The sequence below is a fragment of the Aquimarina sp. BL5 genome (assembly GCF_003443675.1).
Taxonomy (GTDB): domain Bacteria; phylum Bacteroidota; class Bacteroidia; order Flavobacteriales; family Flavobacteriaceae; genus Aquimarina.
In genome coordinates, this window is the sequence record NZ_CP031963.1 from 5,146,901 (window position 1) to 5,165,515 (window position 18,615).

Genomic DNA, 18,615 nt, shown 5'->3' on the forward strand with positions numbered 1-18,615 from the left:
CCAATTTTACCTGTATAAATGTTTTTTCTTGTAAATATAGGATTACATTTTTTGTTTTTTTAAGAGTCTATTTGTGCATTTTGTCGGATATAGAAAAACTTAAGCTAAAAATCTTTAAGACTCTTTTTATCACTCTCTTTTTGTGGTAAATTTAAAGTGGGAAAATACAAATCATATCAATCTAATTTTAAGTAGCTTATGAAAAAATTATTACTAATTTTTTCTTTAATGTGTGCTACAGTTTTGTTTGGAAATAATGGAAATGACGAAAGCCTCATCGTTAACCGTAATGGAAACATTATTACTGTAGTAGATTTTAAAGATGGGGACAAAGTCAAATTATTCGAGTTGAAAACAGGTAAGATTATTACCTACAAAACCAAGAGAGGAATCTTCGATTTAAGTCAGCTTCCGGCTGGAAAATATCTCTTAATTGATAAGAATGGACGAAAAGTAGTTGTAGAGAAACAAATCGATCCAGAGTTTTTTGTTAAATAATTATAACCAAAGAACATAAATTTATGTAAGTAAATTAGCACTAAAACGTTAATTTTATTCACATATAGTGCTGGTTATTAATGTTTTTTTAAGAAAATTAGAATTGTAAGAAAAACGTTTTTTGGTTTGTTCACCTAAATATTATGCGTTTAGTCTATGTTTTAATAATTATTAAAAAAATAAAATATTGATAATCAGATATTTAGTGATTTAAAACTACAAAAATTAACTTTTTTGTGTCATTGGTCGAAAATCAAAAACGTTTGATCTAAAAGTTCGCTATTTTTTTCGCGAAACGATAATTTAACAATATTATTGTATGGTAATCACGTAATAATATTACAATTAAAAATTCCAGACAATGAGAACTTTAGCATTTATTTTCGGCTTACTTTTCTTCACAAACCTTAATGCAAGGATTGAAGATAATAATCTGGAAATTGCTAGAGAAGGATTAGTTGTAGTTGTAATTGATTTTAAAGAAGGTGATAAAATCAAGTTGTTCGAAGTAGAAACAGGTGATCATATCTTATCTAAAACAAGAGGACAAATTGATCTTAGTCAATTACCTTCAGGTAAGTATTTATTGGAAAATAATGAAGGTAAGTCTGTGGTCATTGAGAAAACAGATTTTGATATTGTTATTGAAGAAGAATTAGGAACAGAGTATATAGTAGAAGTTGATAGTGATAGAATGCCTGTTAATAATATGAGTGTAGAAGAAGAGTTAGAAGAATATTATTTAACTTCAGAAGTAAATCCTTTATCAATAACAAGAGATGGTGATTTAATCACAGTAATGGATTTTGAAGAAGGCGATAAAATTAAATTATTTGAAGTTGTAGATAAGGTTCATATTTTATCCAAAACAACAAAATTAGTTGATCTTACACAATTGCCTACAGGAAAGTATATATTAGAAAATGACAGAGGACAAGCTGTGATGATAGAGAAGTTTGATGTAGAGCTTCAATATGAAGATACAGTAGCATATAACTAGAAGATTAAATTTATTTTATTAATCATAAAATAAGTAGAATTTGGGGGAAGACCTATCAGAAATGATAGGTCTTTATAGTTTATAAATTATTGGATAACCTATTTATCCAAATTACTGGTCATTTTAAAACCAGTAAATAATCCTGCACCAGCCATTAAAAAGATAGTTCCTGGATACGCTACTTCTTCATCTACTCCTAGTGTATAGTGTAATATTCCAGCAATAAAAATACCTAAACCAATACCCATTAATAGTAATGAAAAGTTAAGAATGAAAACTTTCCAAATAGGAGTTACTCTTTTCACTTTACTGCTATAAAAGATAGAGGCATCTGCTCCCTTATCAATAAGAGCCATACGCTCTTTGTTTCTGGCTGTGACAAATAAATAAAAAATACCAAAAATGCATCCGAATATTGATAATGGTATTAGTACTTCGATAAAACTCATAACTTTTTAGATTTAAAAATTTAACTGTTCGTTTTTAGTTATGACGTCAGAGATTAGAACTCGGTTACAAAAATCTTAAAAAAAAATATTTTGTACCTTTTTAGAAATAGGATGTAACCATATTCAAAATTGTGTCGTCTAATGTGTAAATGAACCATCAATCAGATCAATATTATATCAAGCAGGTGCTAGAGGGAGAGGTAAATACTTTTTCTAGCTTAGTAGAACGCTATCAAAGCTTGGTATATACGATAGTGTTTAGAATGGTTAGGAATAAAGAAGAAGCTGAGGAGATAGCTCAGGACACCTTTATTAAGGCATATAAGTCTTTGTCTAAGTATAGAGGAGAAGCTAAATTTTCAACTTGGTTATATACTATCGCATATCGTAAAAGCCTGGATGCAATAAAGAAAAACAAGCGTTTTGTAGCTACAGAACTCATAGAAGAAGTAAGTGAAGGAGAAGTGGGGGTAGTTAATGATGCATTAAGTTATTTGCAGGATATAGAAAGAAAAGAGATTATATCGAATAGTATACTTAAGCTCCCGGAGGAAGAGTCGGCAATTATAACTTTATATTACTTTGAAGAGAAAAGTATAAAAGAGATCAAAGAAATTGTTGGTTTGACAGAGGATAATATAAAAATAAAGTTATATCGAAGTAGAAAAAAACTATATTCGATACTTAAGTATCATATTTCACCAGAAATTAATGCTAATAATGGAAGAGCAATATAAAGATATTAAGAGATTAGTAAAAGAAGCGGGTACAGAAGATCCTTCTGTGGATTTTCTGCGAAATGTAATGAGTGATATAAGAGCCACTTCAGTGGATAAATCTGTTGCTTACCAACCATTAATTTCTAAAAAAGCTTGGCTGGTAATGGGAGTATTGCTGATTGGGTTATTAATTTCTTTACCATTCTTATCAGAAGGAACCTGGATTTTAGATAACATGGATTTTTCATTTTTTAATGGTGTTGAGAATCCATTTGCTGGTTTTAAACTTTATAGTGCCACAATGTATGGAATCATATTCCTTGCAATCCTGTTTATGGTACAGATTACTGTAATTAAAAGAAGGATAGATAAAATATACTCTGCCTAGATTAATTTATTTTTCAATCAAAATCATAAAATATTTTTTTAACTTCAATATATTGTTTGTTTATATGCTTCATTTGGTAGCGTATAGCATGAAAAGAAGAATATGTGTTATTAGGGCAAAACCTATATGTATTATTGGGCTTAAAAACATGTAAAATAAAAATAACGAATGGGAAACGCCGATAAATATTAAGAAAATATGTAAACGAGAAGTAGTACATCCTCATTATAAACAAATTGATACTCCCAGACATACAATAACGATGGATTATCATAAAATTAGAAAAGTATTATTAAAACAATTACCTGAAAATTGGGTTTCTAAAGAGCCTACGATGATTTTAAAAAACGCCAAATGACTAATATATCATTCCCAAAGTTTATCCAGAGTTTATCTCATAGTTTTATTCCTGTTATTGATTCTAACTTTTCTAAAGAACAATACACTTTTATAGATTTGTCGATAGATAATAAAAAATTAGAAGTCGTAGACGTGTCTTCTTCAAAAGCCTTTGAAGAGTATGTAAGCACGTATTTAGCTTTAAACGAAGCAAAGGTAGCTTATGGGGGTTATAATGAAACACGTGGGATATATAATAGAAGTGAACATTTTAATCAACAAAATCCAGAAACCGAACGTAATATTCATTTAGGATTAGATGTTTGGTGTGATGCAGAAACTTCGGTACTTGTTCCTTTAGCAGGAACGGTTCATAGTTTTCAGAACAATAAAAATTTTGGAGACTATGGTCCGACGATTATTTTGAAACATGTAGTTCAGGATGTTATCTTTTATACTTTATATGGCCATTTAACCGTAAAGTCTATTGAGAATTTAGAAATAGGTAAGCGCTTTGAAATTGGAGATGTTTTGGCTACACTTGGAGATGCTTCTGTAAACGGTGATTATGCACCACATTTACATTTTCAGATAATAAAAGATTTACAGGGAAATATAGGAGATTACCCAGGAGTTTCTAATAAAAGAGATTTAGCACATTATTTAGAGAATTGTCCAGACCCTAATTTACTGTTGAAGATTTAATATAGTAATAGGTCGTATCAATCATAATCATTAAAGTAATTTCATCCTTTTTATTCGATGAATGTTGTTTCGGTTTTAGGGAAAAAAGCACTCCAGACCAGGTGATGTGTGTTTTTAGCGATAAAAATAATTATTTCATCCGTTTTTTTACACGTTTTAATTTTTTAAATAACTGATAATCAGTTTATTTTTATTTATTTTAACATATTTTTGGTAGTTTAACGAAAATACCGACTATTTCGTCTAAAAGTCTGATTACTAGTTGGTGCGGTAGGTTTTTAGTAGTATACTTGTAAGGTAAAACCGTAACACTTTAACTTCAAAGCCCCCAAAATTATGAAAGTTATAGCCTTAATATTCTGTCTATTTTTATCTATTTCAATTTCTGCTAATACAGATAACGCACTTGCAGTATACCAAGATGGTTTAGTTGTGGAAGTGGTTGATTTTGAAGAAGGAGATAAATTGAAATTATTTGAATTAGAAACTGGAGATCATATTTTATCAAAATCATATTCGCGTATAGATTTAAGTCAATTACCAATTGGTTCTTATTTATTGGAGAACAATCAAGGACAGTCTATAGTAATCGACCGTCAGGAAGAAGAACTTATGATAGAAGGAGCTGTGATTTTACAAGAAGAAGAGTTTATTGTTGAAGAGGGTAATGAGATCGTGTTGGATGAGAATGTAGAAATAAATGCAGAAGAGGTAACTATTGAAAACTATGTCAGTCCTAATGAAAATCAATTAACTATCCAGAGAGAAGGTAGTCTTGTTATAGTGTTAGACTTTGAAGAAGGAGATAAATTAAAGTTATTCGAAGTTAAGGATACAATTCACGTGCTATCAAAAACGACAAATATTATAGATCTTAGTCAATTACCTGTAGGTGTATACCTTCTTGAAAATAGTAAAGGTGATTCTGTGATTGTTGAGAAGTTTACTGAAGCTCAAAACAGTGTTACAGATTTGTAATATATCAAAAATAGTAAAAGGGGAAACAAAAAAAAGGCGGGTTCATTTTGAATCCGCTTTTTTTAGATAAAATGTAGGGTATTATTCATTTAAAATTTCCTTTAGAATATATTCATTGTCAATTCCGTGAGTAAATACACCTGTAAGTTGTTCTTGATTGCTCTTAAATCATATATACATCCAAGTTCATAATCAAAACCATTGATTGTGTTAAAAGTAGGTGTAAAGTTATCTTGTCCGATTTGATTCCATCTTGGATTAGTAAAACAGTTCCGAGACCTCCAAAAAAGAATCCATTAGTCGTAGTTTTATAGTGATTCACTCTAATAGTAGTGATTTCAATTACTTCATCGTCATTGTTGCAAGAGCTAAAAATCAGTGATATTATTATCAATAACAATGTCTTTTCATAAGAATCATTTTTTATAAGATCAAAAAATGCTAAAAGGTTGCTTCGGTATAATTTCATATATCATTAAAAAATAATACATAGAATTATGATGTATTGTAATTTTATGTATATTTGAACTATGTATTCAAAAGAACTACTTAAAGGAACCTTATCTGTTATTATTCTTAATCTATTATCAGAAAAGGGTAGAATGTATGGGTATGAGATTTTTCAGCAAGTGAAAGAACGCTCTGGTGGTAAAATCTTATTAAAGGATGGCTCTTTATATCCTGCATTACAAAAAATGAAGAAAGACGGCTTATTAACTTGCGAGGAGGAGTACATCGGAAAAAGGGTTAGAAAGTATTATTTACTAACGTTAAAGGGAAAACAGGAAAAAGTGACTTATGTAGAAGAGCTTAGAGATTTTATGACAACTCTTAACAATGTTATTTTCCCAAAGTTGGATGCTATATGAAGTTAAGTGTTGAACAAGAAAAAAGTATTAAAGATTTTGTTGATGAGCAAGGTCTGACAATACCAGCTTTACGAGATGATATATTAGATCATTTATGTTGTGTTGTCGAGAGTGAGCTAAAAGCAGGTAAAACATTTGATCAATCATTACATGAGGCTATATCAGAATTAGCACCGAACGGTTTGATTGATTTAGAACATAAAACATTTTTTTTATTAAACTCAAAACGAATTATTATGATGAAAAAACTGATGTATTTTATTGGATTTGTTGGGGCGCTAACCTTAACGACAGGAATTACTTTTAAGATATTATGGTATCCTGGAGCCAACAAACTTTTTATAACCGGTTTTCTATTGTTGTTACTGGTTTTTGTTCCAATGTTAGCTTTTGATAGATATAAGGTTGCAATTGCTAAAACACTTTCGGAACGATTAAAAATTATCTTGGGATGTGTTTCAGGTGTTATTGTAGGTTTGTCAGGGTTGTTTAAACTGATGCATTGGATGGGAGCTGAGGTATTGTTATTAGCAGGAGCTTTTATTTTTGCTATTGGATATTTGCCATTTTTATTCTTTACAATGTATAAGCGAGCGCTTGCCTAGAGGGATAATGTGATAAAATAAAACGAAAACCCCCTGAAGAGATACTTTAGGGGGTTTTCGTTTCTATATAGATGTTTTTCAGACCTACTCATTCACAAGTACCCATTCTCCTTTTTCAATTAGAGGAATAGCTTGTTTGTATTTAACGGATTTGCTTTCTCCGCTCATTACATGTTTTATAGTAACTTTGTCATTACGACCTATTTTAGGTTGTTCACGAACGATAGTCTCTGTTATTTGCTGTCGCTGTTGTGTTTGCCCTGCAGCTCTATTTTGCGCAGCGCGCTCATCCATATTCGGAATTTCTTCTTTAGAAGTTTCTAGATTTTCTTTTCTTTTTACCTGACGAGCTTCAGAAATATCCTGAGTATTACCTGTTGGAAGCTCTCCTTTGAATAGAAAAGAAATAACATCTTTGTTCACTTCTTCGATCATCGATTTAAACAATTCAAAAGCTTCGAACTTATAGATTAATAATGGATCTTTCTGTTCGTGAACAGCTAACTGTACGCTCTGTTTTAACTCATCCATCTTACGAAGGTGTGTTTTCCAGGCATCATCAATGATAGCTAAAGTAATATTCTTTTCGAAATCTGTAATTAATTGCTTTCCTTCACTTTCATATGCTTTTTCAAGGTTGGTAGCAACATTCAGACTTTTTACTCCATCCGTAAAAGGAACTAAAATACGCTCATATTTACTAGCAGGGTCTTCGTATACTTGCTTGATTACAGGATATGCAGCTTCAGCATTACGCCTCATTTTATCCTGATAATGCTCGTAAGCAGCTTTATAAACTTCTCCTGCAATTTTCTGAGCGTCCATTTTTTCGAATTCCTCTGCAGTAATAGGGCTGCTCATAGAGAAATAACGAATTAATTCAAATTCAAAGTTTTTAAAATCCTGCGCATTCTTATTTCCTTCAGTAATGACCTCTGCAGTATCATAGATCATATTGGCAAGATCTACACGAAGACGCTCACCATATAGTGCGTGATATCTACGTTTGTATACTACTTCACGTTGTGCATTCATTACATCATCATACTCAAGTAATCGTTTACGAACACCAAAGTTATTTTCTTCTACTTTTTTCTGAGCTCTTTCGATAGATTTTGAGATCATAGAATGCTGGATCACTTCACCTTCTTTTAGCCCCATTCTATCCATCATCTTAGCGATACGCTCTGATCCGAATAAACGCATCAAGTTATCTTCTAGAGATACATAGAAGTTCGAGCTTCCTGGATCTCCCTGACGACCTGCACGACCACGTAACTGTCTATCTACACGTCTAGAATCGTGACGTTCAGTACCTATAATTGCTAAACCACCTGCAGCTTTTACTTCGTCACTTAATTTGATATCTGTTCCACGACCTGCCATATTGGTTGCAATCGTTACAACTCCTGGATTACCAGCTTCGGCAACAATATCTGCTTCTTTTTTATGAAGTTTTGCATTCAGTACATTATGAGGAACTTTACGGATAGTAAGCATTCTTCCTAGTAATTCCGAAATTTCTACAGAAGTGGTACCGATTAGTACAGGTCTTCCTGCACGTGATAATTCTGTCACTTCTTCGATAACTGCATTATACTTTTCACGCTTGGTTTTGTAAACTAAATCTTCTTTATCTTTTCTGGCAATAGGTCTGTTGGTAGGGATTTCTACTACATCTAATTTGTAGATTTCCCAAAGCTCTCCTGCTTCTGTAACTGCTGTACCTGTCATACCAGATAGTTTACCATACATACGGAAGTAATTCTGTAGCGTTACTGTAGCAAATGTCTGAGTGGCATCTTCAATCTTTACATTTTCTTTTGCTTCGATTGCCTGGTGTAATCCATCGCTATAACGACGACCATCCATAATACGTCCGGTTTGCTCATCAACGATTTTTACTTTGTTATCCATTACCACATATTCTACATCTTTTTCGAATAATGAATATGCTTTTAATAACTGACGTAAGGTGTGAATACGCTCACTCTTTACACTGTATTCTCTAAAAAGATCTTCTTTCTTTTCAGCTTCATCTGTTTTAGATAATCCAAGATTTTCAATCTTGGCAATTTCCATCCCAATTTGAGGTAGTACAAAGAAATCAGGGTTTTCTTTACCAGAAAGATAATCTACACCTTTATCCGTAAGATCGATTTGATTGTTTTTTTCTTCGATTACATAATACAGGTCTGCATCAATCTTATGCATCTCACGGTTATTATCCTGCATGTAGAAATTTTCAGTTTTCTGAAGTAACATTTTTACTCCTTCTTCACTTAAGAATTTAATTAATGCTTTATTTTTAGGAATACCTCTATATACTTGTAATAATTTAAAACCACCATCTTTAGTATTACCTTCTTTAATTAGTTTCTTTGCTTCGGCAAGAACTGTAGTTAAATATTTTTGCTGTACTCCGACAATATCAGCGATTTTTGGTTTTAACTCATCAAATTCGTGGATATCTCCTTTAGGAATTGGACCTGAAATAATTAATGGTGTTCTCGCATCATCAATTAATACAGAATCTACCTCATCTATGATCGCATAGTTATGTGGGCGTTGTACCAAATCTTCTGGAGCATGAGACATGTTATCTCTTAAATAGTCGAAACCAAATTCATTATTAGTTCCATAGGTAATATCGGCATTATAGGCAGCTCTACGTTCTGCAGAGTTAGGTCTGTGATTGTCGATACAATCCACCGTTAATCCGTGAAATTGAAAAATTGGTGCCATCCATTCGCTATCACGACGTGCTAGGTAATCATTTACGGTTACTAAGTGAACACCATTACCCGATAATGCATTAAGATATACTGGCAGTGTTGCTACTAAGGTTTTACCTTCTCCTGTTTGCATCTCTGCTACTTTTCCTTCGTGTAGAGCGATACCACCAATAAGCTGAACATCATAATGTACCATATCCCATTTTACTGCTTTTCCTGCAGCATCCCAGCTTGTAGACCAGATGGCTTGATCTCCATCTAGTGTGATATGCTCTCTGTCGCCAGAAAGCTCACGATCATAAGCAGTAGCTTCTACGGTAATTGTATCGTTTTTAGCAAATCTTTTAGCAGTTTCTTTTATTACTGCAAAAGCTTGTGGTAGGAGTTCATTTAATGCTTTCTCTGTGATTTCATAAGCATCTTTCTTTAGCTTGTCTATCTCCGCGTAGATATCTTCTTTCCTATCGATATCCTCGGTTGCATCAGCTTCTTCACTAAGTGCATCAATTTTAGCATTGATATCCGCACGGGCTTCATTGATAAAGTTTTTAAACTCTAATGTTTTATCACGTAGTTCGTTATCAGAAAGTGCGGCAATAGCTTGTTCTTGCTTTTTGATCAATTCAACCTTTGGTTGGATTTCTTTTATATCTTTTTTGGATTTATCTCCAACAAATACTTTTAATACAGAATCTAAAACTCCCATGGTTTATGGTTATGTGTTTTTTATGAGATTTATTTTAAAACGAAACTAACTTATTGATCCTTTGAAGGTTTTTAAGTTAAACTCCAATTCTTGGAATATAGTGTAATCTCAACGCCTCAAAGGCAATATTATACAATGCTTAACAGGCTATATAATAGCTTGAAAAAGTGGCGTAATTTACGCAAAAAAAAAGCCTCTTGCGAGACTTTTAATACTATTTAAATATTTTTTTAATATTCATCCTCATTCCAAAGATAATCTTCGTCAGTAGGATAATCGGGCCATATCTCTTCTATAGAATCATACGAATCTCCTTCATCTTCAATAGATTGTAGGTTTTCCACAACCTCTAGCGGTGCTCCCGTACGAATTGCATAGTCAATTAACTCATCTTTGGTTGCTGGCCAAGGTGCATCACTTAAATAAGATGCTAATTCTAAAGTCCAATACATATGCTTACTGGTTTAATTTTTTTTGCAAAAATAATTTTTTAGTTTAAAAAGTCAAGTAAAAAATTAATTATTTAAACAATAATTATAAGAACGTGATTTTTCGGGTATTACCCTTAACTTATTTTCAGGCTTTAAAAAGTGTTAAGAATTTTTCTTAGGAATCCATTTTATTTCATCTGCCTGCAAATCGTTGGACAACTTTCGTGCCAGTACAAATAGGTAGTCAGATAGTCGGTTTAAGTACTGTAAAGTGGTGTCTTCAAAAGGTTCTAATTCATATAACGCAGTTGCTAAACGCTCGGCTCTTCTGCATACACAGCGGGCAATGTGACAGAATGACACTGTTTGATGTCCTCCAGGTAAGACAAAATGTGTCATCGGTGGTAAAGATTCATTCATTCGATCCATTTCAGTTTCCAAAAGTGTTATGTCTTCTGCAGAGATCGTTGGGATATTCAGTCGTTTTTGTCCACTTTTTAATATCGCCTTCTCAGGATCTGTCGCCAAGACTGCTCCTACAGTAAATAATTTATCCTGAATATTGATTAAGACTTTTTTACTTAACTCATCTATTCGTTGATCTCTAATCAATCCAATATGTGAGTTTAATTCATCTACAGTGCCGTAGCTATCAATGCGGATGTGATGTTTTGGAACTCTGGTGCCGCCAAATAATGCCGTAGTACCTTTATCTCCTGTTTTTGTATATATCTTCATCTGTGTTTTCTTGATCGTCTTTTTTATAATTCGAAATATCCTCTTTGGCTTTTTTTACATTTAGATAGACAAAGATTGCTCCAATGGGTATTGCAATCCATAACCAAGAGAAAGTCATTTTTTCTTCTTTTTAAAATAATTCTTTCTAAAGTCTCTCTTGTCCCTATTATACAATTTATTTTTGTTTCGTCCTGAATTCCATCGCACCAAAAAAAATAACAGTGCTATTCCTATAACAACTAATACTAATTGGGTTTCTTCAGAAAGTGTATCAAACATGATTTCTTCTTTTGTGGTAAAAGTAGTAAATAGTGGTGAGTATTTGAGTCTGTGAGTTAGTGAGTTGGAGAATGAATTGATGATTCGTTATATACTTCGATACTCCATTATTCAAATACTCAAATACTCACCACTATTTATTACATTTGTGCCGCTATGGAATTTTCTTCAAAGTTATTAGAAAACGCGGTATATGAGATGTCACAGTTGCCAGGTATTGGTAAGCGAACGGCATTGCGATTGGTATTACATCTATTGAGACAGCCAGAAACACAGACACAGCATTTAGTAAAAGCACTAGGCACTTTGAGAGAAGAGGTGAAGTTTTGCAAAAAATGTCATAGTATTAGTGATGTAGAAGTTTGCGATATTTGTAGTAATCCTAATAGAATTCAGGATATTATTTGTGTAGTGGAAGATATTAGAGATGTGATGGCGATAGAGAGTACAAGTCAATATCGAGGTTTATATCACGTCTTAGGAGGGAAAATAAGTCCAATGGATGGTATTGGACCTCATAATCTTAAAATCGATACACTGATAGAAAAGGTGAAATCTGGTGAAATAAAAGAGTTGATTTTTGCATTAAGCGCTACTATGGAAGGAGATACTACTAATTTTTATATATATAAACAATTAGAAGGAGTAGAGATAAAAGTAGCTACTATTGCCAGAGGAATTGGTGTAAATGACGAATTGGAGTATGCTGATGAGGTAACCTTAGGAAGAAGTATTATTAATAGAATTCCGTTTGAGAATGCCTTGAAGAATTCGTAATATGTATCACTCTTAAAACTTGATTTTCTGAAACTATCCGTCATCATTCTTAATTATAATGTACGTTACTTTTTAGAGCTATGTATTCTTAGTGTTCAGAAGGCTGTAGCTAACTTAGAAGCAGAAATTATCGTAATTGATAATAACTCACCTGATGATAGTTGCGCAATGGTTAGAGAACGTTTTCCTGATAGTATATTGATTGAAAATAAGGAGAATGTTGGTTTTGCTAAAGCTAATAATCAAGGAGTTGCTATGGCTAAAGGAGAGTATATCTGTATTCTAAACCCAGATACTGTAGTTGCAGAAGATACGTTTAGCAAGATTATTGAGGCATCAGAAAAGTTGATTCATATGGGAATGCTTGGTCCTAGACTAATCGACGGAACCGGTAATTTCTTACCAGAAAGTAAGCGTAATGTGCCGTCTCCGTTAACATCTTTTAAGAGATTATTTGGTATTAAGCTAGGCAAAGTGAAAAATTATTACTCAGATCATATTCCTATTCACGGGATAGGTAATGTTGATATTCTTGTAGGGGCTTTTATTTTGGTAAAAAAAGAGAATTACAAATCAGTAGGAGGTTTTGACGAAGACTATTTTATGTATGGAGAGGATATTGACCTCTCTTATAAAATGAAAAAGAAGGGATTAGAAAACTATTACATTGGTACGATATCTGTGATCCATTATAAAGGAGAGAGTACCGATCGTAATGCTGAGTATATCAAACGCTTTTATGGAGCAATGAGATTGTTTTATCAGAAACATTTTAAAAGCAACTGGCTCTTGGATTTTATTGTATCAGTTGGAATAAGACTTACATCTTTGATACAATCATTCAAAAATAATCATAAAGAAAAACGAGTGATTGATCAGTATTATCTGGTTTCGGGAAACGAAGAATTAAAACGGAGACTTACCGATGCTTTACAGAAAGAGGTACAATTTATTTCTTTAGAATCCGCAGAGAATTTGGGATATACTAATAACGAACTTATCTTTGACAATGAGTTGCTAAGCTTTAATGAGATCATTAGCTCAATGCAGCGATTAAAGAAATCGAATATGACCTTTAAGATCAGACCTGTAGGATGTAATTTTATATTGGGAAGTGATTTTAGTGATGGAAAAGGTGAGGTGATTACTTTTTAAAGAAACTTTAATAAAGAAAAATTAATTTAAGATCTTTACTTTTATTAATTTCGCAAAAAATATAACTAATAAATACCTTTGATTAAGAATATGGCAAAATTTGAGCTTAAACTTCCAAAGATGGGTGAAAGTGTTGCAGAAGCAACAATAACAACTTGGTTAAAAGAAGTTGGAGAAACTATCGAGATGGACGATGCAGTATTAGAAATTGCTACGGACAAGGTAGATAGTGAAGTTCCTTGTGAAGTAGAAGGTGTATTGGTCGAAAAACTTTTTGAAGTTGATGATGTTGTAAAAGTTGGTCAGACGATCGCTATTATAGAAACAGAAGGAGAAAACCCTGTAGGAACTGCAATAGAAGAAAGTGATGTAGTAGCTTCAGTTCCTGAAGCAGCAGCAGTAATTGAAAACGATATGGCTACGGTAACAGAAACCGTGACTACCAAAGCAGATTTCTCAGAAACTTCTAAGTTTTATTCTCCATTAGTAAAAAATATCGCTGCTGCAGAAGGAATTTCTGTTGCAGAACTAGAAAATATATCCGGAACAGGAAAAGATGGTAGAGTTACCAAAAATGATATCCTACAATTTGTAGAAGACCGCAAAACTGGTAAAACTACGGTAACTCCTGTTGCGCCAGCGGTGACAGAACAAAAAGCAGCTCCTAAAACTGCTATTAAGAAAACAGAAGCTCCAAAAGCCGCGCCTGTAGTTGCATCGGGAGAAGATGAGATTATAGAAATGACTAGGATGGGTAAACTTATTGCTCATCATATGGTAGAATCTGTACAAACTTCCGCTCACGTACAATCGTTTATCGAAGCAGATGTGACCAATATCTGGAACTGGAGAAAGAAGGTAAAAGGAGATTTCATGAAGAGAGAAGGAGAGAACCTAACATTTACTCCGATATTTATGGAAGCTGTGGCAAAAGCCATCAGAGATTTCCCAATGATCAATATCTCTGTATCTGGTGACACTATTATCAAAAAGAAAAATATTAATCTTGGTATGGCTGCGGCATTAGCAGATGGTAATCTAATTGTACCGGTAATCAAAAATGCAGATCAGTTAAATTTGGTTGGGATGACCAAAGCGGTAAATGATTTGGCAAACCGAGCACGTAACAATGCATTAAAACCTGATGATATCCAAGGAGGAACGTATACCGTGACTAATGTAGGAACGTTTGGAAGTATTATGGGGACACCAATTATCAATCAGCCACAAGTAGCGATTTTAGCATTAGGAGCGATCCGTAAAGTGCCAGCAGTCATCGAAACACCAGATGGAGATTTTATAGGTATCCGTTATAAAATGTTCTTATCACACTCTTATGATCACAGAGTAGTAAACGGAGCATTAGGAGGGCAGTTTGTACAACGTGTAAAAGACTACCTAGAAGCTTTTGATGTAAATAGAGAGTTTTAAAATTTATACTAAGCTGTCACACTGAGCTTGTCGAAGTGTTGTCGAACTGCAAAATTGAATAATATAGATGAAACCATGACTGATAAAGTCGTGGTTTTTTTATTTAAAACCACCCGTTTGAGGTAGGAGAATTTATTGGATATTCAATTATTTTTGATGTGTTATTGCTTTTGTGAATAGCAAGTAAGCATTTTTTTTATTAATGTAGAATGCTTTTCGGAATGAAATTATTGGATGATATTAATTAAAATTGAAAGCGGAGGTAACATTTTGTATGATTTTGATACTAATATTAAACGATAATAAATAATAGCGTAATATCCAGAAAAAATAAATATGGATTATATGAGAAAAATAATAAAGCTTACTTTTTTAACAATCTTACTATGTTTTATTGGGTGTTCATCTGATGAGGATGGAGTAAATATTCAGCAAAAAGTTTTAAAAGCAGATGTAAACGGTGTTACTATGGATTTTGGAGATACCTCAGATGAAATAACCTTTGCTACTGCAACGCTTTGGGATAATAAAAGATTAAATATAAGGGGGCAGGGAGATAATACTAGTTTGATATTGACTATTGGAGAATCGTTTCTGGAAGATAGAGTTCAAGAGGGTACATATAAAATCGGAACAGTGCAAGATAATTTAGAAACGAACATTTTCTATTTAGATATAAATGATACAAACTCTGGTAATGGTCCTTATTATTTGGATATTTATGGTTGTAATGTTTTAAGTAATAGTCTGATAGGTGAAATTAATATTTCAAGATTAGATACAGAAAATAAAATTGTCTCAGGAACCTTTAATGGAGTCTTGTTTAGGTGGATTGATATAACTACAGGAGAGTTGAAAAATGTTGAGTTAAATAATGGTGTCTTTTCGATTCCATATATAGATGAAAGTGAAGACCTTAATGCCGACAGGAATTTGATATCAGCGCGAATTAATGGATATCGTTTTGTGTCTGATGATCCAGGTTCTCCTGAATCTGTTCGGTCAATATCTTCTGGGGTAGATAAAATCAGAATTAATGGATATGACAATAACTTTGGACGAATAAATATATCTGTACTTTCTAGTGTAGAATCGGGAAATGATTATTTATATAGACCAGATGGAAGCTTTGAATCTTTAGGAGTGCATTTTCAGAATAGAATTAATATTCCCGAAGGTTTGCTGTCCAATAACCCTAATCAGTCTAATGATTCTTATATTTCTATAATTAATCACGATAAGGATGCTAATATTATTGAAGGAAATTTTTATATAGAGAACTCTGAAATTGAAGGAAGAACAATTGTTGATGGATATTTTAAGGTAAATTATGTTGACTCAGTGGATTAATGATTACTAATTTTTTATTAGAAATTTCAAAACAGGGATAAAATATCTTAGAAAATAATGAAAATTTAGATCTAATAATTGTAAGCAGATCACTACAATAGCAATCGTAGTTTTTTATTAGAGGACATCATAGTTTCTTTAAAAGTAAATAAATATGTAGCGGCAGAATGAAACGTTTATTATGAGTTTGTAAACGTTTACAATTGTATATATAGTTGAAATTTGCACGATATTACGTATATAAATAGTTAAGTAACATTTAAAAAAGACGGATATGTGAATGACCCAAGTAGCTTTTTTTAAGAAAGCTGATTTACCAAGCAAAATGGAAATAGAGATAGCTATTCTTGAACTCGGATATGAATTTGAAATTCTTGATGATTTTGAAAATTTTTATGGAATTGACGGACTTGAATGTAAATTAAATGGAGAAAAAACTTTTTTTGAAACTTATTTTGAAAAACCGAGAGAAGTAACAAATGATTTTGACTTTATCAAAAAGGATTTGACGGACCAAGATACTGTTGTTTCTTTTATTTGTGGAGCAGACTTTGCAGCTGGTGCATCGATTGGACTTATTTCTATTGCTTTAATTGACAAGTGTAATGCACTTATTTATTGTTTAGACAATGAAAAGGCTTGCACAAAAGAAATGTTGTTGGCTGATACACTTGAATTTATCGAAGAACTGGAAAAACAAAAAAAAGTACACAGGACAAAATCAAAACACGAAAACAAAAGCTCAACCACAGAAAAAAGGGTTTTTGAACAAAATTAAAAATCTATTTAAATAAGAATGTTGGGTAATAATAGATGTAATTAATACAGGTTTTGTGTTTAATCCAAGGTTTAGTGTGCTTTTATAAAATCTGCAAAATCTGTTTATTTTAACTTTAAAAGAAAAACTTAAAACAAAATAGAAATATGGGAATGATTGGGAATGTTATCAGAGTATCTCAAGAAGAGTTAAATGCCTTTTTGAAAAACTCAGAAACTTTGGAAAATAAAATTTATGAAGATGATAGTTATGAAGCCGAATGGTTTCTCGATTTGGATAAATCTTGGGACGGAATTAATTATATTCTGACTGGAGAAATAATTGGAGGGCTTGAAAGTGAGCCTAATAAATTACAAAGAGCTCTTTTTAGTTTTCAAATTATTGATGAAGAGCAAGATCTTGGATATGGTCCCGCTCAGTATCTAAATTCGAATCAAGTGAAAGAAACATATTCTGAATTAGAAAAAATGACAGATAAAGTTTTGAAAAGTAAAATCAATGGTTCCGAAATGAATGAAATTGGTATTTATCCTGAAATTTGGACGGAATCAGAATCTCACGAATTTCTAATTGACAGTTTTAAAGAACTCAAAGAGTTTTATAAAAAAGCATCTGAAAATAACGAAGCAATAATCACATATTTGAATTAAAAACTATTTATAACAATTTGTATAATGTATGTGCTCCCTTCGTGAAGCAAACGCATTATAAAAAGGGGCGCTTACCAATGCATTAAAACCTGATGATACCCAAGGAGGAACGTATACCGTGACTAATGCGGGAACTTTAGGTAGTATTTGGGAACAGCAATTATCAAACAGCCAAAAACAGCAATTTTAGGATTGGAAGCTATCCGTAAAGTAGCTACTGTGATGGAAATACCAGATGGCGATTTTATTGGTATCCGTTATATGATGTTCTTATCACACTCTTATGATCATAAAGTAGTAAACGGAGCATTAAGAGTGCAGTTTATAAAACGCGCAAAAAAAGACTATCTAGAAGCTTTTGATGAGAATAGAGAATTTGAGTAATAAGATGATTGATCTTATTATTACAAATAAAACCGCATTAACTATGCGGTTTTATTTGTAATGAGAGTGTTAAAATGAAGGTATTATTATTATTATTATTATTTTTCATAAGAAAATATTAAAACGTCAGGGTCGTTTCCAGAATTTCCCTCAGTATATTCTAATCTTAGCACTGTCGACGTAAGTTCTAAAATAGTTGCATTTTCAGTAGAGTTATCAAATTGTGATGTTAAGATGGAACCATTTATAGACCAGGTTTCACTATCCTCGAAAGGTTCACATGTTTCTGCGGTATTTCCTCCGTGTTCAATGTATATTGCAGTGTTATCTGCATTAAATTCATAAGAATCCATGAGGTCACATACATTAAGGGTTTCCTCTACTCCGTTGTCTGTAATCCCAGTCAAGATCCATTTACCAAGGATGAGTGTCTCGAAGTTTTCGTTTTGTGTTGAAGAATCGTCATCATTATTACAAGAAATTTGTGATATAATTGTAAAAAATAAAATAGGAATCAATAATAGTTTTTTCATTATATTTAGTTTTAGTTCAAAAATAAAAAACAAAAAATAAAAAGGTTAATTTTCCCCTGTCTTTTTTAATTCATATTTGTTTGTGTAAAAGAGGGTGACTCATATTTCATGTAAACAT

The 18,615-nt window shown here is 32.3% G+C and carries 21 protein-coding genes and 1 pseudogene; 15 read left to right on the forward strand and 7 right to left on the reverse strand.

Annotated elements, in window-relative coordinates; all coding sequences use genetic code 11:
- Positions 1–198: 198 nt before the first annotated feature.
- Positions 199–498 (forward strand): hypothetical protein, encoded by a 300-nt coding sequence (locus D1818_RS21545; RefSeq protein ID WP_120752583.1) that lies wholly within the window; start codon positions 199–201, stop codon positions 496–498.
- A 361-nt stretch (positions 499–859) separates the two neighbouring features.
- Positions 860–1,498, forward strand: a complete 639-nt coding sequence (locus D1818_RS21550; RefSeq protein WP_118461708.1) for a hypothetical protein — start codon at positions 860–862, stop codon at positions 1,496–1,498.
- Between the two features lie 98 nt (positions 1,499–1,596).
- Here D1818_RS21550 and D1818_RS21555 read toward each other — a convergent pair whose 3' ends face one another.
- On the reverse strand, positions 1,597–1,947 hold the full coding sequence (locus D1818_RS21555; protein WP_118461710.1) for a DUF6249 domain-containing protein: 351 nt from the start codon (positions 1,945–1,947) through the stop codon (positions 1,597–1,599).
- Positions 1,948–2,096: 149 nt separating this feature from the next.
- Between D1818_RS21555 and D1818_RS21560 the strand changes: the two genes are divergently transcribed.
- The 4 genes from D1818_RS21560 (at position 2,097) to D1818_RS21575 (ending at position 5,076) form a co-directional block, all read left to right on the forward strand.
- Positions 2,097–2,684, forward strand: a complete 588-nt coding sequence (locus D1818_RS21560; RefSeq protein ID WP_118461712.1) for an RNA polymerase sigma factor — start codon at positions 2,097–2,099, stop codon at positions 2,682–2,684.
- Positions 2,668–3,054, forward strand: a complete 387-nt coding sequence (locus tag D1818_RS21565) for a hypothetical protein (RefSeq protein WP_118461714.1) — start codon at positions 2,668–2,670, stop codon at positions 3,052–3,054. The genes D1818_RS21560 and D1818_RS21565 overlap by 17 nt, the downstream gene beginning before the upstream one ends.
- A 354-nt stretch (positions 3,055–3,408) precedes the next feature.
- Positions 3,409–4,098 (forward strand): peptidoglycan DD-metalloendopeptidase family protein, encoded by a 690-nt coding sequence (locus D1818_RS21570; protein ID WP_118461716.1) that lies wholly within the window; start codon positions 3,409–3,411, stop codon positions 4,096–4,098.
- 336 nt (positions 4,099–4,434) lie between these two features.
- Positions 4,435–5,076, forward strand: a complete 642-nt coding sequence (locus D1818_RS21575; RefSeq protein ID WP_118461719.1) for a hypothetical protein — start codon at positions 4,435–4,437, stop codon at positions 5,074–5,076.
- 163 nt (positions 5,077–5,239) lie between these two features.
- Here D1818_RS21575 and D1818_RS21580 read toward each other — a convergent pair whose 3' ends face one another.
- A complete protein-coding gene (locus D1818_RS21580) occupies positions 5,240–5,545 on the reverse strand; it encodes a hypothetical protein (protein WP_118461721.1) in 306 nt (101 codons plus the stop codon).
- A gap of 61 nt (positions 5,546–5,606) precedes the next feature.
- Here D1818_RS21580 and D1818_RS21585 point away from each other — a divergent pair, with 61 nt between their 5' ends.
- A complete protein-coding gene (locus D1818_RS21585; RefSeq protein ID WP_118461723.1) occupies positions 5,607–5,945 on the forward strand; it encodes a PadR family transcriptional regulator in 339 nt (112 codons plus the stop codon).
- On the forward strand, positions 5,942–6,550 hold the full coding sequence (locus tag D1818_RS21590; protein ID WP_118461725.1) for a hypothetical protein: 609 nt from the start codon (positions 5,942–5,944) through the stop codon (positions 6,548–6,550). The genes D1818_RS21585 and D1818_RS21590 overlap by 4 nt, the downstream gene beginning before the upstream one ends.
- A gap of 84 nt (positions 6,551–6,634) precedes the next feature.
- Here the strand turns inward: D1818_RS21590 and secA are convergent, their stop codons facing one another.
- The 4 genes from secA to D1818_RS25525 all read right to left on the reverse strand — a co-directional run bounded on the left by secA (position 6,635) and on the right by D1818_RS25525 (position 11,278).
- A complete protein-coding gene (gene secA / locus D1818_RS21595; protein WP_118461727.1) occupies positions 6,635–9,991 on the reverse strand; it encodes a preprotein translocase subunit SecA in 3,357 nt (1,118 codons plus the stop codon).
- A 230-nt stretch (positions 9,992–10,221) separates the two neighbouring features.
- Positions 10,222–10,443, reverse strand: coding sequence for a DUF2795 domain-containing protein (locus D1818_RS21600; protein ID WP_006989959.1), 222 nt, complete (start codon positions 10,441–10,443; stop codon positions 10,222–10,224).
- A 141-nt stretch (positions 10,444–10,584) separates the two neighbouring features.
- Positions 10,585–11,160, reverse strand: coding sequence for a cob(I)yrinic acid a,c-diamide adenosyltransferase (locus D1818_RS21605; RefSeq protein WP_118461729.1), 576 nt, complete (start codon positions 11,158–11,160; stop codon positions 10,585–10,587).
- Positions 11,132–11,278 (reverse strand): hypothetical protein, encoded by a 147-nt coding sequence (locus D1818_RS25525; protein WP_158597033.1) that lies wholly within the window; start codon positions 11,276–11,278, stop codon positions 11,132–11,134. Before D1818_RS25525 ends, D1818_RS21605 begins: the two co-directional genes overlap by 29 nt.
- A gap of 317 nt (positions 11,279–11,595) precedes the next feature.
- On the opposite strand from D1818_RS25525, the gene recR reads away from it, so the two are divergent.
- The 7 genes and pseudogenes from recR to D1818_RS21640 form a co-directional block, all read left to right on the forward strand.
- Positions 11,596–12,216, forward strand: coding sequence for a recombination mediator RecR (recR, locus tag D1818_RS21610; RefSeq protein ID WP_118461731.1), 621 nt, complete (start codon positions 11,596–11,598; stop codon positions 12,214–12,216).
- 45 nt (positions 12,217–12,261) lie between these two features.
- Positions 12,262–13,371, forward strand: coding sequence for a glycosyltransferase family 2 protein (locus D1818_RS21615; protein ID WP_371682609.1), 1,110 nt, complete (start codon positions 12,262–12,264; stop codon positions 13,369–13,371).
- A gap of 90 nt (positions 13,372–13,461) precedes the next feature.
- Positions 13,462–14,802 (forward strand): dihydrolipoamide acetyltransferase family protein, encoded by a 1,341-nt coding sequence (locus D1818_RS21620; RefSeq protein ID WP_118461735.1) that lies wholly within the window; start codon positions 13,462–13,464, stop codon positions 14,800–14,802.
- Between the two features lie 345 nt (positions 14,803–15,147).
- Entirely contained in the window at positions 15,148–16,152 is a 1,005-nt protein-coding gene (locus tag D1818_RS21625; protein ID WP_162897298.1) for a DUF6252 family protein, read from the forward strand.
- 280 nt (positions 16,153–16,432) lie between these two features.
- Positions 16,433–16,930, forward strand: a complete 498-nt coding sequence (locus tag D1818_RS21630) for a hypothetical protein (protein ID WP_118461739.1) — start codon at positions 16,433–16,435, stop codon at positions 16,928–16,930.
- Between the two features lie 146 nt (positions 16,931–17,076).
- On the forward strand, positions 17,077–17,580 hold the full coding sequence (locus D1818_RS21635; protein WP_205487259.1) for a YfbM family protein: 504 nt from the start codon (positions 17,077–17,079) through the stop codon (positions 17,578–17,580).
- A 67-nt stretch (positions 17,581–17,647) separates the two neighbouring features.
- Positions 17,648–17,964, forward strand: a pseudogene (locus D1818_RS21640) (2-oxo acid dehydrogenase subunit E2); the annotation flags it as partial.
- 98 nt (positions 17,965–18,062) lie between these two features.
- Here the strand turns inward: D1818_RS21640 and D1818_RS21645 are convergent.
- A complete protein-coding gene (locus tag D1818_RS21645) occupies positions 18,063–18,497 on the reverse strand; it encodes a lipocalin family protein (RefSeq protein WP_118461741.1) in 435 nt (144 codons plus the stop codon).
- Positions 18,498–18,615 lie beyond the last annotated feature (118 nt).